Here is a 20,871-nt window from a genome sequence, read left to right as displayed (position 1 = left end):
GCGTGGAATCATTTTTCTGCTCGTCACCCGCGGACTTGATCCGCGGGTCCATCTTTCGATCGCACGATGGACCCCCGGATCAAGTCCGGGGGTGACGAGAAGAGGGGGGGTCCACGCCATCGGAACACGCTCAAGTTTCCCGCCCCAGTCTACACTACCCCTTCCAAGCCTCTCGCTGAATGTCGGCAAAGCTATGGAGCTGGGCCTCGCGTCCGCCATCGACGTGGATATGCGTGCCGGAGATGTAGCCGCTGAGGTCGCTCGCAAGAAAGAGGGCGCAATCGGCAATGTCTTTCGGCTCGGCGATGCGGCCCATGGGGTGCTCGCCCAGGATGCGCCGCCAGGCTTCCTCAGGGTCTTTGAAGGTCTTGATGTAGCCTTCGGTGAAGACCGAGCGGACCATGCCGGGCACGATGGAATTGACGCGGATCTTGTGCGGGCCCAGCTCGACCGCGAGTGCCACCGTCAACCCCAGCATGCCGGCCTTGGAGACGTTGTAGGGAAACTTGTCCGGCTCGGTGCGCGTGCCATGGGCGGAGGCGAGATTGATGATGCTGCCGCCGCCCCGGCGGGCGAGATGGGGAACGGCATGCTTGGCGGCGAGCCAGGCACCCTTGAGGTTCACACCCATCACCCGGTCCCAATCGGCCTCGCTGGAAGCGGCTGCGGTCTTGACCAGGTTGAGGGCGGCGTTGTTGACCAGCACATCGAGGCGACCCCAGGTGGCGGCGACGGCGTCGACCCAGGCTTCGACCGCATCGCCCTTGGAGATATCCACGCGGTCGAAACGGGCGGAGGCTTGGGACAAGGCGGTCTCGTCCTTGGCCGGCGCTTCGATGTCGGCAAACGCCACCAGGCAGCCTTCGCCAAGAAAGCAGCGACCGATGGCCAACCCGATCCCGCGCGCGCCGCCGGTGATGAGAGCGACCTTCCCGTTCAACAGTCCCGGCATGGACAATGTCTCCCGTGGTGCCCGCTCAAGGGACTCGAACCCGCATCGCCGTTTCGGGCGAACGGATTTTAAGTCCGTTGCGTCACCCGGTTCCACTAGGCGGGCCCTGACCCTGCAATTTAAGGCCTCGATCACGCGATCGGCGCCGAGAGCGCCTCGCTAGCGGTTTGAGCACTTATATCCATATAGATATAGAATTGGTGGACCCGAGACGAGGGCAGGTCAAGAGTAGCTTCCGTTGCGACAGCATCACCCCCTCACCCGTCGGGGACGTCCGCGCCGGATCCTTCCGGCGCGGACGTTGGGGACGGGAGGATCCGTCCCCAACCGTCCCGACCGGGTAAGGCGTGGCTAGCGCCACGCCAACCCTTCGCAACCCTCTCCCCCACTGGGAGAGGGCAGGGTGAGGGGGATTCCTCGTCATCGGAATTCGCTCTGGCGCCCGATCGCGGAACCGCGGAGGAATGGCGACATGACTCGCACGCGCAAGACACCCGGCACCGACAACGTGCTGGCCGATCTCGGTTTCCCGGATGCCGAGGAGCTGTCGGCGAAGACCATGCTGGCGAAGAAGATCAACGACATTCTCGCCGCGCGCGGCTTGACCCAATCCGCGGCCGCGATCCTGCTCGGGATGCCGCAGCCGAAGCTTTCGGCCATTCGGCGCTACAAGCTGAGGGGGATTTCTCTGGAGCGCCTCATGCAGGCGCTGACGGCGCTGGGGCAGAGCGTCCGGATCGTCGTCAGGCCATCGAACCGCGGTGTACCGGCGCGCATCGGCATCGCGGCCTGAGTTTCCGGGCTCGACCGGTGGGCGATGATCGAAAGAACCACGCAATGACCGATCTGACGCCAAGAGAAATTCTAGATGCCATCCGAAGCGGCCTGGAGGAGACTTGGCGTCGTTTCGGATTTCGGGGCGCTCCGGGAGTCTCGCCCTATCTCGCCTTATGTGGCAACATTCCCGGCATGGACCGAGCTGGCCTGATCGAACGCCTGAAGACATATAACGCTGCTCTCCGGGAGAACGGCGCGACCGGGCTATTCATTTTCGGCTCGCGCGCTCGCGGCACCGAGCGGCCCGACAGCGACCTCGACCTGTTCATCGACTACAACCCCGCATCGAAGGTGCCGAACATGTTCCGCCTCATGCAAATCGAGGAGGAGATCGCCGGGGTTCTGGGCGTCCCGGTCACCATCACGACGCGGAACGCGTTGCATCCATTGATGAAGGATCGGATTGAGAGGGATGCCATCCGGGTCCTGTGATGGCCAAAGATCCCACGGTAGCCATTCGGGATTGCCTGGCGGAGATCGCCATTCTGCACGAGCTGGCGGCGCGCATGACGCTCGACCAATTCAAGGCGGACCCGATTGCGCGCCGAGCAGCCGCCTACGCGATCCAGACGATATCGGAGGCGGTTCGGCATATTCCTGACGACTGGCTCGCGGATTTTGCGGCCGAGCCATGGTCACAGATCAAGAGCATCGGCAATCGCATCCGCCACGAGTACTTCCGGCTCGACGATGCCATCCTGTGGGGGATCATCACGACCGAGACGCATGGCTTGAAGGCGGCATTGGACGCAATGCTCGCACGACGCCCCGTCGGCAAGGGTGCATGAGCGAGTCGGACGCGAACGACACCGCGCGTGTGGTCCCGCGTCGATTGGTGCCCGCGGGGGGTCTCGAGCCGCCACCGCCGCCCCCGCCTGACGGCGAGGGAGAGAGCCGAGCGGCGCCTCCTCCTCCCTTGCCCATGTGGGGGGAGGGTCTTTGCGACGCGACCGGGCGCCCCGTCCTGCTGTCCCAGGCCCGCGCACGCGCAGGGCGGGACGCCAAGGCGCGCATCGATTGGTGCCCGCTGGGGGACTCGAACCCCCACCGCCGTTTCGGGCGAACGGATTTTAAGTCCGTTGCGTCTACCGGTTCCGCCAAGCGGGCCCAAAGCACGATCTAACAGGGGGGGCAATCTAGCAGGGGGCGGGCTGGGGCTGAAATGCTGGGGGCGGCGGCAGCCCGTTGAAGACCCTCACCCCCACCCTCTCCCGCGCGTATGACGCGCGGGCGAGGGGGTAGGAACACGGGGAGCCGTCTCTAAGACGCGGCCCGCGCCTGCGGGTTTGGCGGCGGCGGGGTGGCGGCGTCGGCGGTGCGGCTGGCGGGAAGCGTGACGATGGCGGTGGTGCCGTGGCCGAGGGTGCTTTCGAGGCCGATGGTGCCGCCATGGAGCATGACCAGCGCGCGGGCGATGGCGAGGCCGAGGCCGGTGCCTTCGACCTTGTCCTTATGCGCGCGCTCGAAGGGGGCGAAGACGCGCTCCAGAGCGTCCGCCGGGATGCCGACACCGGTGTCGGCGACGCGGAGCTCGAGCTCGCCCTGCCGTCCCAGCGCCGCGGCGATCGTGACCCGCCCGCCTGCAGGGGTGAACTTGACCGCGTTCGAGAGGAGGTTGAGCAGGATCTGGCGGAGCGCCTTCGCATCGGCCCGGACCGTGAGCTCGGCCGGCACGTCGGCGGCGGCGACCGCGACCTTTTTCGCCTCGGCCTGCATCAGGATGAGCTCCATCGACTCGGCCACGATCCGGCGGAGACTGACCGGCGCCTCGGTCAGCTCGAAGCGGCCGGCCTCGATCTTCGACATCTCCAGGAGATCGTTGATGAGGGCCAGGAGATGCTCGCCCGAGGAGCGGATGAGGCGGGCATATTTGCCCGGGTCGCGCTCGGCCGCCGGGACCAGGCTCGGATTGTCGATGATCGTGGAGAAGCCGATGATGGCGTTCAACGGCGCCCTGAGCTCGTGGCTGGTGGTGGCGAGGAACATGGATTTCACCTGGTTCTGGGTCTCCGCCTCGTGGCGCTCGCCGACCAGCGCCACGATGGTCAAGACGTTCATCGCCAGCAGCACCACCAAGGTGCCGACGAGCTGGAGCGGATTGGCGAGGCTCTGGTTCTGAAACGGCCCGTAGCCGGCGACGGTGCCGGCGGTGGCCGCGATGGCGACCAAGGTCACCAAGCTATAGGCCGAGCGCAGCGACATCCTGAGCGCGATCCAGGAGAGCGGCACCACCAGGAGGAAGGGAAAGGCGGAGCGGATATAGGTGCCTTGCAACGGCGGGGTGAGGAACAAGGCCAGGCTGACGGCGGCGATCCAGGCCCAGACCGCGAGGTTGTGGCGGAGTGCGGTGTGCCGCTTATGGGCCGCCTGGAACTCCGCCTCGTGCTCGAGGCGGAGCCACAAGGTCAAGGCCGGCGCCAGGTAGAGCGAGCCGCCGCTGTCGGCCAGCCACCAATTGACCCAGATGGAATAGAGCCGGGTCCAGTCGAGGGGATCGCCCAGCACCAGGGCCACGGTGCCGCCGGTGGCGATGATGGCGGGCGAGAGGAAGGTCGAGCAGAAGACGAAGGCGACCACGCCATAGAAGTTGGTGAAGAGGCCGGAATCGGGGCGGAGGCGGCGCATGACCATGGCGCCGATGACGGGGCCGGCCGCATTGCTGATGGAGATGATGGTGGTGATGTGGAGGGGCGGGGCGAAGAGGATGGCGTTGGCGAGGAAGGAGCCCAGGAAGATGCCGGGGAACATCCGGAGCTGCCCCGCCATGGCGCCGACGAAGGCGATGCCGGTCGGCAGCCAGATCGGTGCCGGAAACAGCCCATAGGCGGCGAAGAACTGGCTCACCACGCCGGCAAGGGCGAAGTAGCAGGCGGCCACGATGAGGTTGGCCCCGACCCAGACCAAAGGCCCGCCCTCGGCGAGCGCCGGCGGCGCCCACGGGTTCGGCTTGCGGCCCACGGCCGCGGCGATATCAGCGGTTAACGGCAATGCTTAGTCCCCACCCCTTGTCAAAGCGGCGGAGCTTAGCCGAAACCGGGGCCTGTCATCGAGAGTGCACATACAGAACGAGGCATCTTATTTCTGTCACCTGGTCCTGCCCCCTCCAAGCCCCGCCTCAACCCGAGCACAAGGTTCACCACGGAGGCACGGAGAAGAGGGAGTATCGGCGCGCAAGGCGCGCATGAAATCCTCTCGTCTCCGTGATCTCCGTGTCTCCGTGGTGAATCCTCATGGCCCTCAGGCGATGAACGGGGCCGGGAGCGGCGGTTGGCCGAGGGCGTTGCGAAGGATCGCCCAGTGCATGGTCTCGGCGCCGAGGATGCTGGCGGCGGCGGCTGCCAGCTTGCGGTCGGCGAAGGCGGGGACGGTGGAGAGATAGGCGCTGGCGGCCTGGCGCTCCAGCTCCGCGGCAAAGGCGAGGATGTTCGCCTGGTTGGTCAAGCGGTCGGTGCGGAATTTGTAGTCGGCCACCGGCTTCGGGCCGACCGGCCTGCCGCCGAGCTGGCCGATGGTGCGGGACAACAGGGCCGCATGCTCCCGGTGATCGGCTTGGAAGCCGCCGGCGAGCTGGAGCACCCCCGGCTCCAAGAGCTTCGAGTCGGCCGCGAGCTGATAGGCGGCAATCGCGCCATATTCGAGATCGAGGGCGACGTTGAGGAGGTCCACGTCCTTCGGGGCCGTGGCCAGGGCGGATTGCATGCCCTCGCCCGAGGCGGCACAGCCGGCCAACAGCGCCACCGCCGTCGCCGACAAGGTGGCGCCGATGATTCGCCGGCGCGGGAGCATCAGCGTGGGCAGGCGTGGTTCGGTCATGGCCAACTCCTCGTTTTCGGTTCTGCGAGCGCCCCCACCCCACCCTCCCCCACCTATGAAGGCGGGGGAGGGAGCGAGGATGTCGTGCTCCCTCCTCCGCCGTCAGGCGGGGGAGGGCTGGGGTGGGGGCATCTTGTCTTATCACTAGGCGGCCTCTTCTTCCCGGGGATCGCCGCCAAGGGCGCGGATGATGGCCTTCAGCTCCTCCGCCGCCGCCAGCAGGCGGAGAGCCTCGGTGCCGCGGATGACCAGGCTCACGCCGAAGCCGCCGGCGCGGAAATAGGGATAGGAGCCGATCTCGAGATCGCCGTAGCGGCCTTGGAGGGCCGCCAGATCCTTGGCGATGACGCCTTCGCCCAAGGTGCAGCTTACGGTGCGCGAAAGCTGCAGCGCCCCGCCTCTGAGCCTTCCCTTGATGCCGTCGAACATGGCGCGCATGACGCTGGGCACACCGGCCATGACATAGACATTGCCGATCTGGAAGCCCGGTGCCTTGCTCACCGGGTTCTCGATGAGTGTCGCCCCTTCGGGCGTGTTCGCCATGCGCAGGCGCGCCTCGTTCAGGCTGCCCGGCGGGTAATGCGCCTCCAGGCGCCGGACCGCCTCGGGGTTGCGGATGAGCTTCAGCCCGAACGCCTTGGCGATGCATTCCGACGTGATGTCGTCATGGGTGGGGCCGATGCCGCCGGTGGTGAAGACATAGTCGACGCGTTCGCGCAGCTCGTTGACGGCAGCCACGATCGCCCTCTCCTCGTCCCGGATGACGCGGGCCTCGATGAGGCGCACGCCGACCTGGGTCAGCTCGCGGGCGAGCCAATTCAGATTGGTGTCCTGGGTCCGGCCCGAGAGCACCTCGTTGCCGATGATGATGACGGCGGCGGTCACGACGGAGTCAGCGGACATTTTCCGGGTCCAAGCCTGAAGTCCTTCAAGGCATTTTCGGCGATGATAGCCGAAGGGGAGGAGGGTTCACCACAGAGGTCTGGCGAGCGAAGAGCTCGCGGACGAGGACCCGAGAGACAAGGAAAGGCCAACCGCAGAGTACGCGGAGGACAACGCGGAGAACGCAACGGGAAAGTCTTGTGCCGCGCCCGGCGCGGCTGAAGACATTCTTGAACTCTGCGCTTCTCAGCGATCTCCGCGGTCAAATCTTCCTCTCTTACCTCTATCGTGGTGAATCCACCTGGAATCGAGGCGCGCGAGCGGCTATCGATCCCCCCATGCGGTTTCCCACGCCCTTGGTGCCGGGCCGGCTGATCCGGCGCTACAAGCGGTTTTTGGCCGATGTGCGCCTGGAGTCGGGGGAGGTTTTGACCGTGCACTGCCCCAATCCCGGCGGCATGATCGGGCTGGCCGATCCGGACTCCGAGGTCTGGCTGTCGCGCGCGGCCAACCCCGCCCGCAAGCTCGCCTACACCCTGGAATTGGTGCTTGTGGGCGATTATCTGGTGGGCATCAACACTCTCAATCCCAATGCCATCGTCGAGGGCGCGATCCGTGCCGGGTCGATTCCGCCCCTGGCCGGCTATTCCAGCCTCCGGCGCGAGGTGCGCTACGGCACCAACAGCCGCATCGACCTCCTGCTCGAGGATGAGGGACGCGAGGCCTGCTATGTCGAGGTCAAGAACGTGCATTTGCGCCGCGACGGCGGGCCGGGTCCGGGGCTGGCGGAGTTTCCCGACGCGGTGACCAAGCGCGGGGCCAAGCATTTGATGGAGCTGGGCCACGTGGCCGCGCGAGGCGAAAGAGCGGTGATGCTCTACCTCATACAGCGGGGCGACTGCGATCGCTTCGCCTTGGCCGACGACATCGACCCGGCTTATGCCGAGGCCTTCCGGCGCGCCCGGCTCACGGGGGTGGAGGCCTTGTGCTATGATTGCACCATCACCGCCGAGGCGATCGAGCTCGCCCGGGCGGTCCCCATGGCGCCCTGAAGGACGATGGAAGAGATGAGCCGAGATACCGCACCGGTTGTACGCGATGGCGAGGCGGGGAAGGTGCGCCTGCACGGGTCCGATGCCTTCGAGGGCATGCGCCTTGCGGGCAGGCTCGCGGCCGAGACCTTGGACTTTATAGCACCCCATGTGCGCCCCGGGGTTACCACCGGCGAGCTCGACCGGCTCGCCGCCGAGTTCATCGCCGCCCGTGGTGCGGTCTCCGCCCCCTTGGGCTATCGCGGCTTCCCCCGCTCTATCTGCACCTCGGTCAATCATGTGGTCTGCCACGGCATCCCCGACGACAAGAAGACCCTGGTCGAGGGCGACGTCATCAACATCGATGTCACCCCGAAGCTCGATGGCTGGCATGGCGACTCCAGCCGGATGTTCTATGTGGGCAAGGTCGGCGTGAAGGCGCGCAAGCTCTGCGAGGTGACCTATGAGTGCCTGATGCGGGGCATCGAGGCGGTGAAGCCGGGTGCGACCTTGGGCGACATCGGCCATGCCATCCAGAGCCATGCCGAGGCGCACCGCTTCTCGGTGGTGCGCGACTTCTGCGGCCACGGCGTCGGGCGCATCTTCCACGAGCCGCCGAGCGTGCTCCATTACGGCCAGCCCGGCGAGGGCTTGGCCTTGCGAGCGGGCATGATCTTCACCATCGAGCCGATGATCAATGCCGGGCGCTGGGAGGTGAAGGTGCTGGCCGATGGCTGGACCGCGGTCACCAAGGACAAGAGCCTGTCGGCGCAGTTCGAGCACACCCTCGGCGTGACCGAGAGCGGCCATGAGATCTTCACGGTCTCGCCGGCCGGGCTCAACCAGCCGCCCTATATGTGAGGCTTGGGTGAGGCGGTGGGCGACAAGAGCGAACCCCACTATCTCGGTCACCGGCAGCGCTTGCGGGAGCGCTTTCTCAAGGCCGGGCCGGAAGACTTTCCCGATTACGAGCTTCTAGAGCTGCTGTTGTTCCTGGGGCAGACCAGGGGCGACATGAAGCCCTTGGCGAAGCGGCTCATCCTGCGCTTCGGCGGCTTCGCCGAGGTGATCTCGGCCACGCCGGAAGAGCTGCAGCAGGTGAAGGGCATGGGCGAGGCCACGGTCGCGGCCTTGAAGACCGCGCAGGCGGCGGCGCTTCGGCTGATGCGGGCCCAAGTCGTGAACCGCCCGGCCGTCTCCTCCTGGCAGGCGCTTCTCGACTACTGCCGCTCCAGCATGGCCTTCGGCAAGACCGAGCAGTTCCGCATTCTCTTCCTCGACCGCAAGAACGTCATCATCGCCGACGAGGTGCAGCAGACCGGCACCGTCGACCACACGCCCCTCTATCCGCGCGAGGTGGTGAAGCGCGCGCTCGAGCTCGGCGCCTCGGCGCTCATCCTGGTGCACAACCACCCCTCGGGCGACACCACCCCCAGCCGGGCCGATATCGACATGACCCGCGAGGTCGTCCGCGCCGCCAGCGCCTTGGGCCTCGCCGTGCACGACCACGTCATCGTCGGCCGCTCCGGCCACACCAGCATGAAGGCCAAGGGGCTGATCTAAAGGCCGCCGAATGCCCCCACCCCGTCCCTCCCCCGCCTGTCGGCGAGGGAGGGGGCACGACACTGTTACTCCCTCCCCCATGCGTCAGCGTGGGGGAGGGTTGGGGTGGGGGCATTCGGCCACGCCTACGATCTCGCCTTCCGCCGCTCTCCCCGCGTAAACTGCCGATCAAAGAATTCTCGGGAGGAACGCCATGACCATCGACCGCAGAACCGTGCTGCAAGGCTTGACCGCGATGGGGGCGGCCGGCGCGCTTGCCCGCACCGGTGCCCTGGCGCAGACGGCGCCGACGCCGGTGGTCGCCACCTTCGGGCCGGCGGGCTCGATCTATGCGCCCAACATGGTGGCCGACGTCATGGGCTTCGCCAAGGAGGAGGGCATCGATCTCAAGCTGCAGATCCCCGACGGCGGCGCCAAGGCGCGCCAGATCCTGGCGGCGGGCGAAGCGCAGTTCGGCCATGGCGACACCACGCACCCCTTGCAGATCAGCAACCGCGGCCGGCCGGCCAGGATCCTGATGGCGAGCGAGACCGTCTGCTCCTATGCCAACATCGTCGTGCGCAAGGACCTCTTCGACCAGGGCATCGACACGGTGGAGAAGCTCGGCCGCTGGAAGCGTGCCGATGGGGCGAAGCCGATCGTGGCGGCGACCGCCATCGGGTCGGGCACCTGGATGTATGGCAGCTTCATCTTCGAGCGCCTGGGGGTGGGCGACAACATCAACTGGGTCGCCGGCGGCTCCACCTCGACCATGCTGGGCGGGCTCAAGTCGAAGCAGTTCGACGCGATCATGGCGCTGCCGAACTGGATCTACGACGCCGAGTCCCATGGCTGGGGCAAGACCATCTACAACGTGCTCGACAAGGCCACCTGGGACAAGGCCTTCGGCGGGCCGATGCCGACCACGGTCGTCTACGCGCAGTTGAGCACCATCCGTGAGAAGCCGGAGATGGTGCAGGCCTATATGAACGCCATCTACAAATCCATGCAGTGGCTGAAGACGAACTCGGTCGACGCGATCCTCGCCAAGATCGGGCCGAAATATCTGGGCGACCTCAACCCGGAATCGGCGAAGCTGGAGATGGGCTACTACAAGGCCGCCTGGCACTACGCCGGCACCATCAGCGAGGCCGAATACAAGACCGCCGCCCCGGTCTTCTTCCGCGACGGCACCGACATCCAGCCGGTCGCCTTCGCCGATGCCGTCGATGCCCGCTTCCTCGAGAACGCCCGGAAGAAATTCGGCTGAGCGCCTTGCGACTGCCCCCACCCCGACCCTCCCCCACGCTGACGCATGGGGGAGGGAGCACGACATTCTTGCTCCCTCCCCCATGCAAGTGGGGGAGGGTCGGGGTGGGGGCACACCGGCCAAGCCGATGACACAATCCTCCCCCCGCTCCCGCATCGAGGTGCGCGGCCTGACCAAGCGGTTTTACCTGGAGGGTGCGGAGATTCCGGCGGTGGACCAGGTGAGCTTCGCCATTGCCGAGGGCGAGTTCGTGGCACTCTTGGGCCCGTCCGGCTGCGGCAAGAGCACCATCCTCAACATGATCGCCGGCCTCATCGCCTGGAACGGCGGCGACATCCTGATCGACGGCAAGGCCTCGATACCCGGCGAAGCGCACGCGCAGATCGGCTACGTCTTCCAGCGGGACACGCTGTTTCCCTGGCGTACGGTCGCCCGCAACGTCGGCTACGGCCTGGAGATCGCCGGCACCAAGCGCGAAGAGCGAAGGCGCCGGGTCGCCGAGGCGATCCAATCAGCCGGGCTCGACGGCTTCGCCCACGCCTTCCCCTCGGCGCTCTCGGGCGGCATGCGCCAGCGCGTCGCCCTCATGCGCACGCTCATCACCCGGCCTGAGATCCTCTTGATGGACGAGCCCTTCGGCGCGCTCGACACCCACACCAAGCTCGAGATGCACAAAATCCTGCTGGAGATCTGGGAGCGCCAGCGCCAGACCGTGCTGTTCGTGACCCATGATCTGGGCGAGGCCCTGACCCTGGCCGACCGCATAATCCTGTTGTCGGCGCGGCCCGGCCGGCTGAAGGCGAGTTTCGCCGTCGGCTTCAAACGCCCGCGAGACGCGGTCTCCTTGCGCGAGACCCCGGAGTTCGGCGCTGCCTACACCAGCATCTGGCATTCCCTCGGCGAGGAATTCCGCAAAGGACGGGCCGCATGAAGGGGCGCGACCGGGATGCTTGGACGGTCGCTCTCTGGCGCTTGGCGATCCTGGCATCCGTGCTCCTTCTCTGGGAATTCGGCCCGGCGCTCCGCGACCGGGGCTGGCCGATCCCGGCCGCCATCGATCCCTATTTCTTCTCGCAGCCCTCGCGCATCTGGGAGCGCCTGCTGCGCGCCGCCTGCTTCACCGACCGCAGCGGCGCCTGGCTCCTCTCCCAGGACGGCGCCTTCAGCCAATGCCTCACCGGCAATCAGCGCAATCTCTGGCTCGCCACCGGCGCCACCTTGCGCAACACCTTCTGGGGCTTCGTCGTCGGCGTCAGCTCCGGCGTCTTGGCCGGCATCGTGCTCGGGCGCTCCCAGCTCCTCGCCCGGATCTTCGAGCCTTACATCGTCGCCTTCAACTCGCTGCCCCGGATCGCCCTGGTGCCGCTCATCATCCTCATCTTCGGGCTGGGCGATCTCTCGAAGATCATGACGGCCTGGGTCATCGTCTTCTTCGTGGTGTTCTTCAACACCTTCGAGGGTGCCCGCGCCGTCGACCGCGACCAGGTGAATGCGGCCCGGCTGCTCGGCGCCAGCGAATGGCAGGTGGCGCTGACCGTGGTGGTGCCCTCGACCTTGGCCTGGGTGTTTGCCGCCTTGACGCCGGCGATTTCCTTCTCGCTCATAGGCGTCATCGTCGGCGAGTTCATCGGCGCCGAGCGCGGGCTGGGCAAGATGATCGTCGAGGCCGAGGCAAGGGCGGATTCCACCGACATGATGGTGGCCCTCTTCGTGCTGATGGCGATCGGCGTGGCGCTCGCCAGCATCATCCGCCGCCTGCAGGCCTATCTCCTGCGCTGGCAGGGGCATTACCAAAGAGGCGGGTAAGGAAAATCCACCGCAGAGGGCGCGGAGAAGTCGCTGAGGGCGCGGCGGCGATACGGGTCCTGCGCGGAGCGCCTCGACTCATTGCTCACTCGTTCCTCTGCGCCTCCTCTGCGTCCTCGGCGGTACGATCTTGATCACCGGTTGAGCCGTTTCGGGCCGCTGACGAAGGGCGAGTCCTTCACGTAGAAACGGAGCACGCGGTCGGCGTCGCGGGTGATGCCGATGCGCACGCTCTCGCCGAGGACGCCTGGCTCGCCTTCGTCGCGGGCCAGAGTGAGCGGACCCTTGCGGCAAAGATCGATGCCGTCCAAGCCGCGATCGATGCGGAGCGCCTGGGCCAAGCGGCCGGGTCCGCGTGCCAGATCGGCCAAGCGCGTAACACCGCGATGCTTCTGCATGGCGGCAATGCCTTCGAGCGGCTCGAGGGCGCGGATGAGCACGCCGGTGCCGATGCCGGGACTCTCGCCCGCCACGTTCAGCATCCAGGAGACGCCATAGGCCAGATAGACATAGGCATGGCCGCGCTCGAGGAAGAGCGAGCGGTTGCGCTCCGTCATGCCGCGAAAGGCATGGCAGGCGGCATCGCCCACCAGATAGGCCTCGGTCTCGACGATGCGGCCGACCAGGATCTGCTTCGGCAGGACCCGCACCACCAGCTTGCCCACCAGGAAGCGCGCCAGCGCCACCGTGTCCGCCGGCAGCTCCGAGCGCTTCAGATGGCGCATGGCAGATGGGATCGAGCCCGTCGTCGCTTGGATCACCAGTTTGCGATCTGCAGACCCTCACCCGCCTCGCTGGCGCTCGGCACCCTCTCCCGCGGTGCGGGAGAGGGGCTATGACGGTCTCGCGCATAGGCCCCTCTCCCGCACCGCGGGAGAGGGAGGGGCCCGCGTTCTCGCGGGAGGGTGAGGGTCAGCAAAGCACGCTACCCCGCCTTCTTCGCCGGCTTCTGCGTCAGGGCGCGGGCGAAATCCTGGTACTGGGCTTCGCGGCGGCGGAGCTCGGAGAGACCGACGAGCTGATTGAAGGTCTCGAAATCCGGAAGCTTGGCGGCGATCGACGTGGTGGTGCCCTCACGGGCGAGGGTTCCGAGATAGTCGGTCAGGGCCTGGGCCACGGCATAGGTCGCGCCCACCGGGAAGGCGACGGCGGCGAAGCCCACAGCCTCGAGCTCGGCGGCGGTCAAGAACGGCGACTTGCCGCCCTCGATCATGTTGGCGAGCTGGGGACCGTCGATCTCGCGGCAGATCCGGCGCATGGATTCGATGTCGGCCGGCGCCTCGACGAAAATCATGTCGACGCCGACCGCGCGGTAGAGCTGGGCGCGCCGGATCGCCTCGTCCAAGCCCAGCACGGCGGCGGCATCGGTGCGGGCGCAGATGACGAGCTCGCCGTCGACGCGGGCGTCCAAGGCCGATTTCAGCTTCGCCACCATCTCCTCGGCCGGGATCACGTCCTTGCCGGCCATGTGGCCGCAGCGCTTGGGAAACACCTGGTCCTCGATGAAGAGCCCGGCCACACCGGCCCGCTCATAGGCCCTGACGGTGCGCGCCACGTTGGTCACGTTGCCGAAGCCGGTGTCGCCATCGGCGAAGAGCGGCAACGCGGTGGCCTCGCCGAGGCGGGCGTAGTTGTCCGCCATCTCCGAGAGGCTCAACAGCGAGGTGTCCGGCGCGCCCAGAAGCGTGGCGGTGGCACCATAGCCGCCGCACGTGACCGCACTGAAGCCGACGCGCTCGGCGATGCGGGCACCCAAGGCATCGTGCACGCCGGGCAGCACCAGGATCTCCTTGGAGTCCAGCAAGCGGCGGAACTGGGTGGTGCGCTTCATGGGCTCGTGCTCCTCGACAAATGACTTGCTCGCCTCTGCCGCTTCCCCTCACCCCGTCCCTCTCCCCATGGGAGAGGGAGTCGGAGGACGAGTCTTGATCCTATCCCCTCTCCCATGGGGAGAGGGTTAGGGTGAGGGGCGGCCGCAGGATTGCACGGTATTACCTAAGCGCCGCGGCGATGTTGCCGCCGTCGACGGTGATGACCGCACCGGTGGTCTTCTGGGCGCGGGCGAGGAAGACGAAGGCATCCGCCACGTCGCCGGCCTTGACCTCGCGCTTCAAGAGATTGCCGTCGGAGAGATATTGCTCGACCGTCACCCCGCGGGCCTTGGCGCGCGCCTCCAGGAGCCCGTCCTTGAAGATGCCGGTGCGCACCCGGTCGGCATTGACGGCGTTGACCGTGATGCCGTCGCCGCCATATTCGAGCGCGTATTGGCGCGACAGGAAGAGCGTGGAGGCCTTGGGCAGGCCATAAGGCCCGAAGTCCGGGCCAGGATTGACCGCCTGCTTGGAGACGTTGAACAACAGCGCGCCGCCGATGCCCTGCTGGCGCATGACCCGGACGGCGTTCTGCGCCACGCTCTGATGGGCGAAGAAGTTGAGCTCGAAGCTGGCGCGCAGGGTCGCCTCGTCGACCTCGCCGATGCGGCCCTGCCAGGCGGCACCGGCATTGGAAACGACCACGTCGATGCCGCCGAAGCGCTCGACGACGCGATCGAAGGCGACGCGCACTTGGGCGGCGTCGGTCACGTCGGTGGCGAGGCCGATTGCCTTGCCGCCGAGCTTCTTCGCGATTTCGGCGGCGGCCTTGTCGTCGCGATCCAGCACCGCCACCTCGGCCCCCTCGCGGGCAAACGCCTCGGCCGTGGCGGCGCCGATGCCGCCGCCGCCGCCGGTCACCAGCACCACCCGGCCGGTGAAGGGCTTGTCGGCGGCCTTGCCGAGCTTCGCCTGCTCCAAGGACCAATACTCGACCTCGAACATCTCCCATTCGGAGATGCTCTGGAAGCGGCCGATGCGTTCGGCGGCGGCGATGGTGTCGATGGCGTTCCCAGCCACGTCGGCGGCAATGGCCGCATCCTTGGCGGTCTTGCCCAGGCCGAAGAGCCCCATTCCCGGCACCAGGATCACCCGGGGCATCGGGTCGAGCTCCTTCTTCTTGCCCAGGGCCTTCTTGTTGTTGCGCTCGAAATAGCGGTGATAGTCGGCAACGAAGCCGTCGACCGCCGCCTTGGCGCGCTCGGCGAACTCGGCGCGCTTGCCGGCTTCCGGTGCGGGCAGCAGCAAGGGCGAATTCTTGGTGCGGATGGTGTGGTCGGGGGTGACCACGCCCGCCTGGCTGTAGCGGCCGACCTCGCTTCCGTTCGCGTAAGCCAGGATCTTCGCATTCGAGCGGAAGTCCATGATCATCGGGCGGCGCTCGGCCCCGATCGCCGTCAGTCCGCGGAGCACGGGCGCGATCTCGGCCAGGGATGCCAGCTTCCGCGGCAGCTTGACGGATGCGAAGGCGCTCCTCTTGCCGCGTTCGAGCGCGGATTCGGCGCGGCTCACCGCCTCGATCATGCGCTCATAGGCCTCCCGCGCGCTCGCCCCGAAGGTGAAGATGCCGTGCTTGTGCAGCACCAGCCCGTAGGCCTTGGGATGGGCGCGGGCGACCTCGGCAGCGCGCTTGGCCAAGAGGAAGCCCGGCATGATGTAGGGCACTACGGCGAGATCGGCGCCGAAAAGCTTCTTCAGGCGCGCTTCGCCGTCCGCCTGGTCGGAGATGGCGAGCACCGCGGTCGAATGGGTGTGGTCGATGAACTTGCCGGCCAGGAAGGCGTGCAGCAAGGTCTCGACCGAGGGGTTGGGCGCATTCGCATCCAGGAGCTGGCCGCGCTGGAAGTTGACCATGTCCTCATCGGAGAGCCGCTCCAGGCGTTCCAGCTTGCGCAAGGCGGCAAGGCGCACGGCGGGCAGGCCCGGCGGCTCGATATTGCCCATGTCCCAGCCGCTGCCCTTGACGCAGAGCACCTCCACCTCCTCGCCCAGGAGATCGCGCGCCTTGGTCTTGACCGAGGTGTTGCCGCCGCCATGAAGGACGAGGGCCGGATCCTGGCCCAGGAGCCTTGTGGTGTAGACGCGGAGCGCCAGCTCGCGGCCGATTCCCGCCGCCCCGTAGTGCTTCACCATGCGCTCGGCATCGCGGTCGTTCCACTGGCTCTGCATCGCGGATCTCTCTTATGGATGGCGGCCGCACTCAACGGAAATCCGGCCCCGCCGTCAAGCGCCGCCTCGCCAGATGCCCCCACCCCAGCCCTCCCCCGCCTAACGGCGAGGGAGGGAGCAAGGCGCTCTTTTACTCCCTCCCCCAGCGCGCGGGGGGAGGGTTGGGGTGGGGGCTGCCGGCTCCAGCCAACTCAATAGGACGGGTCGAGCTGGCAGTTGACCGGGATCTCGGAGATGCTGGTGGTGTTGGGGAGATCGAGGGCGAGCGCCACGATGCGACCGATGTCCTCGGGCTGGGTCATCTTCTCGGCCGGGTATTGCGTGGTCATGGACGCCGTCATGTCGGTGGCAACGAAGCCCGGGCAGATGGCGATGGCGCGGATGCCGGAATCCCAGCCGGCATGGCGGATCGCATGGGAGAGGCCGAGGGCGGCGAACTTGCTGACGGAGTAGAGGCCCGAGGGCGCGCGCGGCACCCGCTTGGCGGCGAGCGAGGCGATGGTGACGACGCGGCCCTGGCCGCATTTGGTGAGCCACGGCCAGGCGGCGCGGGCGAGTCTCAACGGCGCCTTCACATTGACGTCGAGGATCTGGTCCACGTCCTCGTCGCTGGCCTCGACCACGGATTTGCGGATGATGATGCCGGCATTGGCCACCACCGCGTCGATGCGGCCATAGCGCCCCGCTGTCGCCTCGGCCCATTCCTGTCCGCTCTTCACGTCCCGCGCCTCGTAGCGATGCGCCATGTGCGGCTTAGCGGTCAGTGCTGCCGGCAGCTTGGCCGGTTCGCGCACGCCCAGGCTCAATTGCCAGCCGCGCTCGGCCAGCACGCGGGCGATGCCGAGGCCGATGCCGCGGGCCGCACCGGAGATCATGACGACGCGGGCTTCACGGGCTTGAGTCATGGGGTTTCACTCCAAGGCGATTTCAATAGCCGCCCTCGATGAGGGCGTTCACCGGAATCTCCGACAGGCTGGCGGTGTTGGGGAGATCGAGGACGAGCAGCACGAGCTTCGCCAGATCCTCGGGTCGGGTCATCTCCGACGGGCTCAAGGTGGAAATTGCGCGGATCATGTCGGTCGCAACCGGCCCGGGGCAGATCGCGGTCGTGCGGATCCCCACCTCCCAACCGGCGTGGCGCACCGCATGGGCGAGCCCTAGGGCTGCGAACTTGCTAACCGCATAGAGGCCGGTCTGGGCGGCCTTGACCCGCTTGCCCGACAAGGAGGAGATGACGACGACGCGGCCCTTTCCGCTCTTTGCCAGATGCGGCCAAGCCGCGCGCACCAGCCGCAAGGGCGACTTCACGTTGACCTCGAGGATTGCATCGACGTCGTCGTCGCCGGCTTCAACCACGCTCTTGGTCGAGAGAATGCCGGCATTGGCGATGACCGCATCGATGCGCCCGAAGCGCTCCGTGGTGGCATCCACCCATAGGCGCTCGCTCTTGGCATCCAGCGCCTCGTAGCGATGGGCGAAGTGCGCGCTCCCAAGCTTCTTCGGCTCGCGCACGCCGAGGCTCAAGCGCCAGCCCTGCTCGGCCAATGCCCGAGCGATCGCCGCCCCGATGCCGCGATTGGCGCCGGAGATCATGGCGACGCGTGGGTCGCAGGCTTGGGTCAAGGGATGGCCCCGCCCTTGCTTACTCGGCCGCGCTCGCCCGGCGCTCCGGGAAGAGACCGGCGAGACCGGACCGGCTGGCGGGTGCCACGCCCCGTTCGGTGATGAGGCCGGTCACCAATCGCGAAGGCGTCACATCGAAGCCGTAATTGGCGACCGGGCTGCCGTCGGGGATGAGCTGCACCTCGACCCGCGCACCCTCGGGCCCGCGCCCGGCGATGTGGGAGACCTCCTTGCCGGCGCGCTCCTCGATCGGGATCTCCGTGAGCCCGTCGGCGATCGACCAGTCGATGGTCGGGGACGGGAGGGCCACATAGAAGGGCACGCCATTGTCCTTCGCCGCCAGCGCTTTGAGATAGGTGCCGATCTTGTTGCAGACATCGCCCGCCGCCGTGGTGCGGTCGGTGCCGACGATCGCCATGTCGACCATTCCATGCTGCATCAGATGGCCGCCGACATTGTCGACGATGACGGTGTGGCGCACGCCGTGATTGCCGAGCTCCCAGGCGGTCAAGCCCGCGCCCTGGTTGCGCGGCCTGGTCTCATCGACCCAGACATGCACGGGAATGCCGGCGTCATGGGCGAGATAAATCGGCGCCGTCGCCGTCCCCCAATCGACCGTAGCGAGCCAGCCGGCATTGCAGTGGGTGAGGATGTTGACCGGCTCGCCCTTCGGCTTCTTCGCCGCCAAATCCTCGATGATCTTAAGGCCATGCTCGCCGATGGCGCGGTTGATCGCCACGTCCTCGTCCGCGATCTCGCCGGCGCGGCGCCAGGCGGATTTGGCGCGCACCGCGGGCGCCAGCTTGCGCACGCGGCCGCTTACATCGTCCAGGGCCCAGCGCAAATTGATCGCCGTCGGCCGCGTCGCCAGCAGGATCGCATAGGCGCGATCGAGGGCTGCATCCGATGTGTCTTCGCGGATTGCCATCGCCAAGCCATAGGCGGCGGTGGCGCCGATGAGCGGGGCACCGCGCACGAGCATGGCGCGGATGGCATGCGCCGCCGCCTCCAGGCCGGCGAGCCGCACGGTCTCGAAGCGATGCGGCAGCAAGGTCTGGTCGATCACCTCGACCGTCTCGCCGTCCGCTGACGGCCAGATGGTGCGATAGGGCGTGCCCTTCACTTTCATGGGCGCATCCTAGGATCTGGCCTTCCAGCGGGCAATATCGCTATGCCAGCGGCTTCCAGAGGATGACTTCGTAGGGTCGATAGCCGACGGCTGCGTAGCATTGCACCGCCATGAAGTTCGCCGCCTTGGAGCAGATCGCCATCCGCCGGCAGCCGCGTTCGCGCATGGCCTCATCCAAGCGGCCGAGCAGCAGACGGGCCACGCCTCGCCGTCGCCATTCCGGCACGACGTAAATGTCGGAGACGTAACCCTGGCCCTGCGCCTCGTCCTTGAGCAGCGGATCATCGTCGATATCGACCCAGGCGGAGGCGAAGCCGACGGCTTCGCCATCGGCCTTGGCCATGAGCGCCACGCCGTGGCGCAGGGCGACCTTGCGGAGGACGCGATCGGTGTGGAAACGGCCGATCTCGTTGCCCGGCTTCAGCTCCGGCACCATCCTCCGCTCATGCTCCTGGATCGCATCCATAAAGCCGATCACCGCCGGCCGGTCCTCCGGCCGATAGGGCTCGATTCGCAACGATGGTCGCTTTGCTTGGCTCATGGCAGCGGGCCGCGAGCTTACTTCATAAGAGCTGTGGCGGCTGCTAGAATGTGTCGCACACGAGGCGAAGGCATTGAGGATGATTCCCCGCTATTCCCGGCCGGAGATGGCCCGCATCTGGGAGCCGGAGAACCGCTACCGGATCTGGTTTGAGATCGAGGCGCATGCGGCCGACGCCATGGCCGAGCTCGGCATCGTGCCGAAAGCGGCAGCCGAGGCGATCTGGCGGAAGGGCGGGTTCGACGTGGCGCGGATCGACGAGATCGAGCGCACGACCAAGCACGACGTCATCGCCTTCTTGACCAGTGTGGCCGAGCATGTCGGGCCGGAAGCGCGCTTCCTGCACCAGGGCATGACCTCCTCCGACGTGCTCGACACCTGCCTTGCCGTGCAGCTGAAAGAGGCAACCGACATCCTCCTGGCCGATCTCGACCAGCTCCTGAAGGCCCTCGAACGTCGGGCGCGGGAGCACAAGCTCACCGTCTGCGTCGGCCGCAGTCACGGCATCCATGCCGAGCCCACCACCTTCGGCCTGAAACTCGCCGGGCACTATGCCGAGTTCGCCCGCAACCGTGCCAGGCTCGAGGCGGCGCGGAGCGAGATCGCCACCTGCGCTATTTCCGGCGCGGTCGGCACCTTCGCCAATGTCGATCCCCGCATCGAGGCGCATGTGGCGGCTAAGCTCGGGCTCACCCCCGAGCCTATCTCCACCCAGGTGATCCCGCGCGACCGCCATGCCTTCTACTTCGCCACCTTGGCGGTGATCGCGAGCGGTGTGGAACGGCTGGCGACCGAGATCCGCCATCTGCAGCGCACCGAAGTGCGCGAGGCGGAGGAGTATTTCTCTCCCGGCCAGAAGGGCTCCTCGGCGATGCCGCACAAGCGCAACCCGGTCTTGAGCGAGAACCTGTCGGGGCTGGCGCGAGTGGTGCGCGCGGCCGTGGTGCCGGCCTTGGAGAACGTCGCACTCTGGCATGAGCGCGACATCAGCCATTCCTCGGTCGAGCGCATGATCGCGCCCGATACGACCGTCACGCTTGATTTCGCGCTGACGCGGCTCGCCCGCCTCGTCGACGAGCTCGTGGTCTATCCCGAGCGCATGCGCGCCAATCTCGATAGCTTGGGCGGGCTCGTCTTCTCGCAGCGGGTGCTGTTGGCCTTGACCCAAACGGGCATGAGCCGCGAGGCCGCCTATGAGACGGTGCAGCGCCACGCCATGGCGACCTGGCGCGAGGGCGGCAGCTTCAAGGCGCGGCTCGCGGATGATCCAGAGGTGGCGAAGGCCTTGGTCGGCGACCGGCTCACCGAGCTCTTCGATCTCAGCTACCACCTGAAAGCGGTGGATACGATCTTCGAGCGCGTCTTCGGCCGCGCCAAGGCCGCGGTGTCGAACGCGGCCTGATGC

At 67.2% G+C, this 20,871-nt stretch carries 21 protein-coding genes and 2 tRNA genes; 10 read left to right on the top strand and 13 right to left on the bottom strand.

Annotation, left to right across the window (positions count from 1 at the left end):
* Positions 1–154: 154 nt before the first annotated feature.
* Both HY058_22115 and HY058_22110 read right to left on the bottom strand, forming a co-directional pair.
* The gene (locus tag HY058_22115; protein MBI3500000.1) at positions 155–952 is read right to left on the bottom strand and encodes a glucose 1-dehydrogenase; all 798 of its coding nucleotides are present in this window, start codon (positions 950–952) and stop codon (positions 155–157) included.
* Positions 953–967: 15 nt separating this feature from the next.
* A tRNA-Leu gene (locus HY058_22110) sits at positions 968–1,057 on the bottom strand.
* A gap of 367 nt (positions 1,058–1,424) precedes the next feature.
* On the opposite strand from HY058_22110, the gene HY058_22105 reads away from it, so the two are divergent.
* From HY058_22105 to HY058_22095, 3 genes are all read left to right on the top strand, one after another.
* Positions 1,425–1,745 carry an XRE family transcriptional regulator gene (locus tag HY058_22105; GenBank protein ID MBI3499999.1) on the top strand — a complete coding sequence of 107 codons (321 nt, stop codon included), beginning with the start codon at positions 1,425–1,427 and terminating at the stop codon, positions 1,743–1,745.
* 176 nt (positions 1,746–1,921) lie between these two features.
* Complete coding sequence (locus tag HY058_22100) at positions 1,922–2,221, top strand: nucleotidyltransferase family protein (protein ID MBI3499998.1); 300 nt, start codon at positions 1,922–1,924, stop codon at positions 2,219–2,221.
* A complete protein-coding gene (locus tag HY058_22095) occupies positions 2,221–2,577 on the top strand; it encodes a DUF86 domain-containing protein (GenBank protein ID MBI3499997.1) in 357 nt (118 codons plus the stop codon). Before HY058_22100 ends, HY058_22095 begins: the two co-directional genes overlap by 1 nt.
* Before the next feature lie 230 nt (positions 2,578–2,807).
* On the opposite strand, the gene HY058_22090 is transcribed toward HY058_22095, so the two are convergent.
* The 4 genes from HY058_22090 to HY058_22075 all read right to left on the bottom strand — a co-directional run bounded on the left by HY058_22090 (position 2,808) and on the right by HY058_22075 (position 6,505).
* A tRNA-Leu gene (locus HY058_22090) sits at positions 2,808–2,896 on the bottom strand.
* Between the two features lie 153 nt (positions 2,897–3,049).
* Positions 3,050–4,777 (bottom strand): MASE1 domain-containing protein, encoded by a 1,728-nt coding sequence (locus HY058_22085; GenBank protein ID MBI3499996.1) that lies wholly within the window; start codon positions 4,775–4,777, stop codon positions 3,050–3,052.
* A 249-nt stretch (positions 4,778–5,026) separates the two neighbouring features.
* The gene (locus tag HY058_22080; protein MBI3499995.1) at positions 5,027–5,602 is read right to left on the bottom strand and encodes a ferritin-like domain-containing protein; all 576 of its coding nucleotides are present in this window, start codon (positions 5,600–5,602) and stop codon (positions 5,027–5,029) included.
* 144 nt (positions 5,603–5,746) lie between these two features.
* Positions 5,747–6,505: a competence/damage-inducible protein A gene (locus HY058_22075; GenBank protein MBI3499994.1), complete on the bottom strand. Its 759-nt coding sequence runs from the start codon at positions 6,503–6,505 to the stop codon at positions 5,747–5,749.
* 317 nt (positions 6,506–6,822) lie between these two features.
* Between HY058_22075 and sfsA the strand changes: the two genes are divergently transcribed.
* From sfsA to HY058_22045, 6 genes are all read left to right on the top strand, one after another.
* Positions 6,823–7,536 carry a DNA/RNA nuclease SfsA gene (gene sfsA, locus HY058_22070; GenBank protein MBI3499993.1) on the top strand — a complete coding sequence of 238 codons (714 nt, stop codon included), beginning with the start codon at positions 6,823–6,825 and terminating at the stop codon, positions 7,534–7,536.
* A gap of 15 nt (positions 7,537–7,551) precedes the next feature.
* Complete coding sequence (gene map / locus HY058_22065; protein ID MBI3499992.1) at positions 7,552–8,376, top strand: type I methionyl aminopeptidase; 825 nt, start codon at positions 7,552–7,554, stop codon at positions 8,374–8,376.
* A 3-nt stretch (positions 8,377–8,379) separates the two neighbouring features.
* A complete protein-coding gene (gene radC / locus HY058_22060) occupies positions 8,380–9,078 on the top strand; it encodes a DNA repair protein RadC (protein ID MBI3499991.1) in 699 nt (232 codons plus the stop codon).
* 193 nt (positions 9,079–9,271) lie between these two features.
* On the top strand, positions 9,272–10,327 hold the full coding sequence (locus HY058_22055) for an ABC transporter substrate-binding protein (protein MBI3499990.1): 1,056 nt from the start codon (positions 9,272–9,274) through the stop codon (positions 10,325–10,327).
* A gap of 127 nt (positions 10,328–10,454) precedes the next feature.
* A complete protein-coding gene (locus tag HY058_22050) occupies positions 10,455–11,258 on the top strand; it encodes an ABC transporter ATP-binding protein (GenBank protein ID MBI3499989.1) in 804 nt (267 codons plus the stop codon).
* On the top strand, positions 11,255–12,133 hold the full coding sequence (locus HY058_22045) for an ABC transporter permease (GenBank protein MBI3499988.1): 879 nt from the start codon (positions 11,255–11,257) through the stop codon (positions 12,131–12,133). The genes HY058_22050 and HY058_22045 overlap by 4 nt, the downstream gene beginning before the upstream one ends.
* A 134-nt stretch (positions 12,134–12,267) precedes the next feature.
* Here the strand turns inward: HY058_22045 and HY058_22040 are convergent, their stop codons facing one another.
* From HY058_22040 to HY058_22010, 7 genes are all read right to left on the bottom strand, one after another.
* Positions 12,268–12,858: a DNA-3-methyladenine glycosylase gene (locus tag HY058_22040; GenBank protein MBI3499987.1), complete on the bottom strand. Its 591-nt coding sequence runs from the start codon at positions 12,856–12,858 to the stop codon at positions 12,268–12,270.
* 200 nt (positions 12,859–13,058) lie between these two features.
* Positions 13,059–13,964, bottom strand: coding sequence for an oxaloacetate decarboxylase (locus HY058_22035; GenBank protein ID MBI3499986.1), 906 nt, complete (start codon positions 13,962–13,964; stop codon positions 13,059–13,061).
* A gap of 160 nt (positions 13,965–14,124) precedes the next feature.
* The gene (locus HY058_22030; GenBank protein ID MBI3499985.1) at positions 14,125–16,173 is read right to left on the bottom strand and encodes a bifunctional aldolase/short-chain dehydrogenase; all 2,049 of its coding nucleotides are present in this window, start codon (positions 16,171–16,173) and stop codon (positions 14,125–14,127) included.
* Positions 16,174–16,364: 191 nt separating this feature from the next.
* Positions 16,365–17,078: an SDR family NAD(P)-dependent oxidoreductase gene (locus tag HY058_22025; GenBank protein MBI3499984.1), complete on the bottom strand. Its 714-nt coding sequence runs from the start codon at positions 17,076–17,078 to the stop codon at positions 16,365–16,367.
* Positions 17,079–17,100: 22 nt separating this feature from the next.
* Positions 17,101–17,766 (bottom strand): SDR family NAD(P)-dependent oxidoreductase, encoded by a 666-nt coding sequence (locus tag HY058_22020; GenBank protein MBI3499983.1) that lies wholly within the window; start codon positions 17,764–17,766, stop codon positions 17,101–17,103.
* 49 nt (positions 17,767–17,815) lie between these two features.
* On the bottom strand, positions 17,816–18,925 hold the full coding sequence (mtnA, locus tag HY058_22015; protein ID MBI3499982.1) for an S-methyl-5-thioribose-1-phosphate isomerase: 1,110 nt from the start codon (positions 18,923–18,925) through the stop codon (positions 17,816–17,818).
* 40 nt (positions 18,926–18,965) lie between these two features.
* Positions 18,966–19,466 carry a GNAT family N-acetyltransferase gene (locus HY058_22010; GenBank protein ID MBI3499981.1) on the bottom strand — a complete coding sequence of 167 codons (501 nt, stop codon included), beginning with the start codon at positions 19,464–19,466 and terminating at the stop codon, positions 18,966–18,968.
* 79 nt (positions 19,467–19,545) lie between these two features.
* Here HY058_22010 and HY058_22005 point away from each other — a divergent pair, with 79 nt between their 5' ends.
* The gene (locus tag HY058_22005) at positions 19,546–20,868 is read left to right on the top strand and encodes an adenylosuccinate lyase (GenBank protein ID MBI3499980.1); all 1,323 of its coding nucleotides are present in this window, start codon (positions 19,546–19,548) and stop codon (positions 20,866–20,868) included.
* The last annotated feature ends 3 nt before the right edge of the window (positions 20,869–20,871 follow it).

It is taken from the genome of Pseudomonadota bacterium (assembly GCA_016195085.1).
In the GTDB taxonomy this organism is placed as follows: domain Bacteria; phylum Pseudomonadota; class Alphaproteobacteria; order SHVZ01; family SHVZ01; genus JACQAG01.
This window is presented reverse-complemented; position numbering and strand designations above follow the sequence as displayed.

Excerpts from the sequence above, each read along its gene's own strand:
- HY058_22115 (MBI3500000.1), bottom strand. The coding sequence starts at position 952 with ATGCCGGGACTGTTGAACGGGAAGGTCGCTCTCATCACCGGCGGCGCG.
- HY058_22105 (MBI3499999.1), top strand. The coding sequence starts at position 1,425 with ATGACTCGCACGCGCAAGACACCCGGCACCGACAACGTGCTGGCCGAT.
- HY058_22100 (MBI3499998.1), top strand. The coding sequence starts at position 1,922 with ATGGACCGAGCTGGCCTGATCGAACGCCTGAAGACATATAACGCTGCT.
- HY058_22095 (MBI3499997.1), top strand. The coding sequence starts at position 2,221 with ATGGCCAAAGATCCCACGGTAGCCATTCGGGATTGCCTGGCGGAGATC.
- HY058_22080 (MBI3499995.1), bottom strand. The coding sequence starts at position 5,602 with ATGACCGAACCACGCCTGCCCACGCTGATGCTCCCGCGCCGGCGAATC.
- HY058_22075 (MBI3499994.1), bottom strand. The coding sequence starts at position 6,505 with ATGTCCGCTGACTCCGTCGTGACCGCCGCCGTCATCATCATCGGCAAC.
- sfsA (MBI3499993.1), top strand. The coding sequence starts at position 6,823 with ATGCGGTTTCCCACGCCCTTGGTGCCGGGCCGGCTGATCCGGCGCTAC.
- map (MBI3499992.1), top strand. The coding sequence starts at position 7,552 with ATGAGCCGAGATACCGCACCGGTTGTACGCGATGGCGAGGCGGGGAAG.
- HY058_22055 (MBI3499990.1), top strand. The coding sequence starts at position 9,272 with ATGACCATCGACCGCAGAACCGTGCTGCAAGGCTTGACCGCGATGGGG.
- HY058_22050 (MBI3499989.1), top strand. The coding sequence starts at position 10,455 with ATGACACAATCCTCCCCCCGCTCCCGCATCGAGGTGCGCGGCCTGACC.
- HY058_22045 (MBI3499988.1), top strand. The coding sequence starts at position 11,255 with ATGAAGGGGCGCGACCGGGATGCTTGGACGGTCGCTCTCTGGCGCTTG.
- HY058_22040 (MBI3499987.1), bottom strand. The coding sequence starts at position 12,858 with ATGCGCCATCTGAAGCGCTCGGAGCTGCCGGCGGACACGGTGGCGCTG.
- HY058_22035 (MBI3499986.1), bottom strand. The coding sequence starts at position 13,964 with ATGAAGCGCACCACCCAGTTCCGCCGCTTGCTGGACTCCAAGGAGATC.
- HY058_22030 (MBI3499985.1), bottom strand. The coding sequence starts at position 16,173 with ATGCAGAGCCAGTGGAACGACCGCGATGCCGAGCGCATGGTGAAGCAC.
- HY058_22025 (MBI3499984.1), bottom strand. The coding sequence starts at position 17,078 with ATGACTCAAGCCCGTGAAGCCCGCGTCGTCATGATCTCCGGTGCGGCC.
- HY058_22020 (MBI3499983.1), bottom strand. The coding sequence starts at position 17,766 with ATGATCTCCGGCGCCAATCGCGGCATCGGGGCGGCGATCGCTCGGGCA.
- mtnA (MBI3499982.1), bottom strand. The coding sequence starts at position 18,925 with ATGAAAGTGAAGGGCACGCCCTATCGCACCATCTGGCCGTCAGCGGAC.
- HY058_22010 (MBI3499981.1), bottom strand. The coding sequence starts at position 19,466 with ATGAGCCAAGCAAAGCGACCATCGTTGCGAATCGAGCCCTATCGGCCG.
- HY058_22005 (MBI3499980.1), top strand. The coding sequence starts at position 19,546 with ATGATTCCCCGCTATTCCCGGCCGGAGATGGCCCGCATCTGGGAGCCG.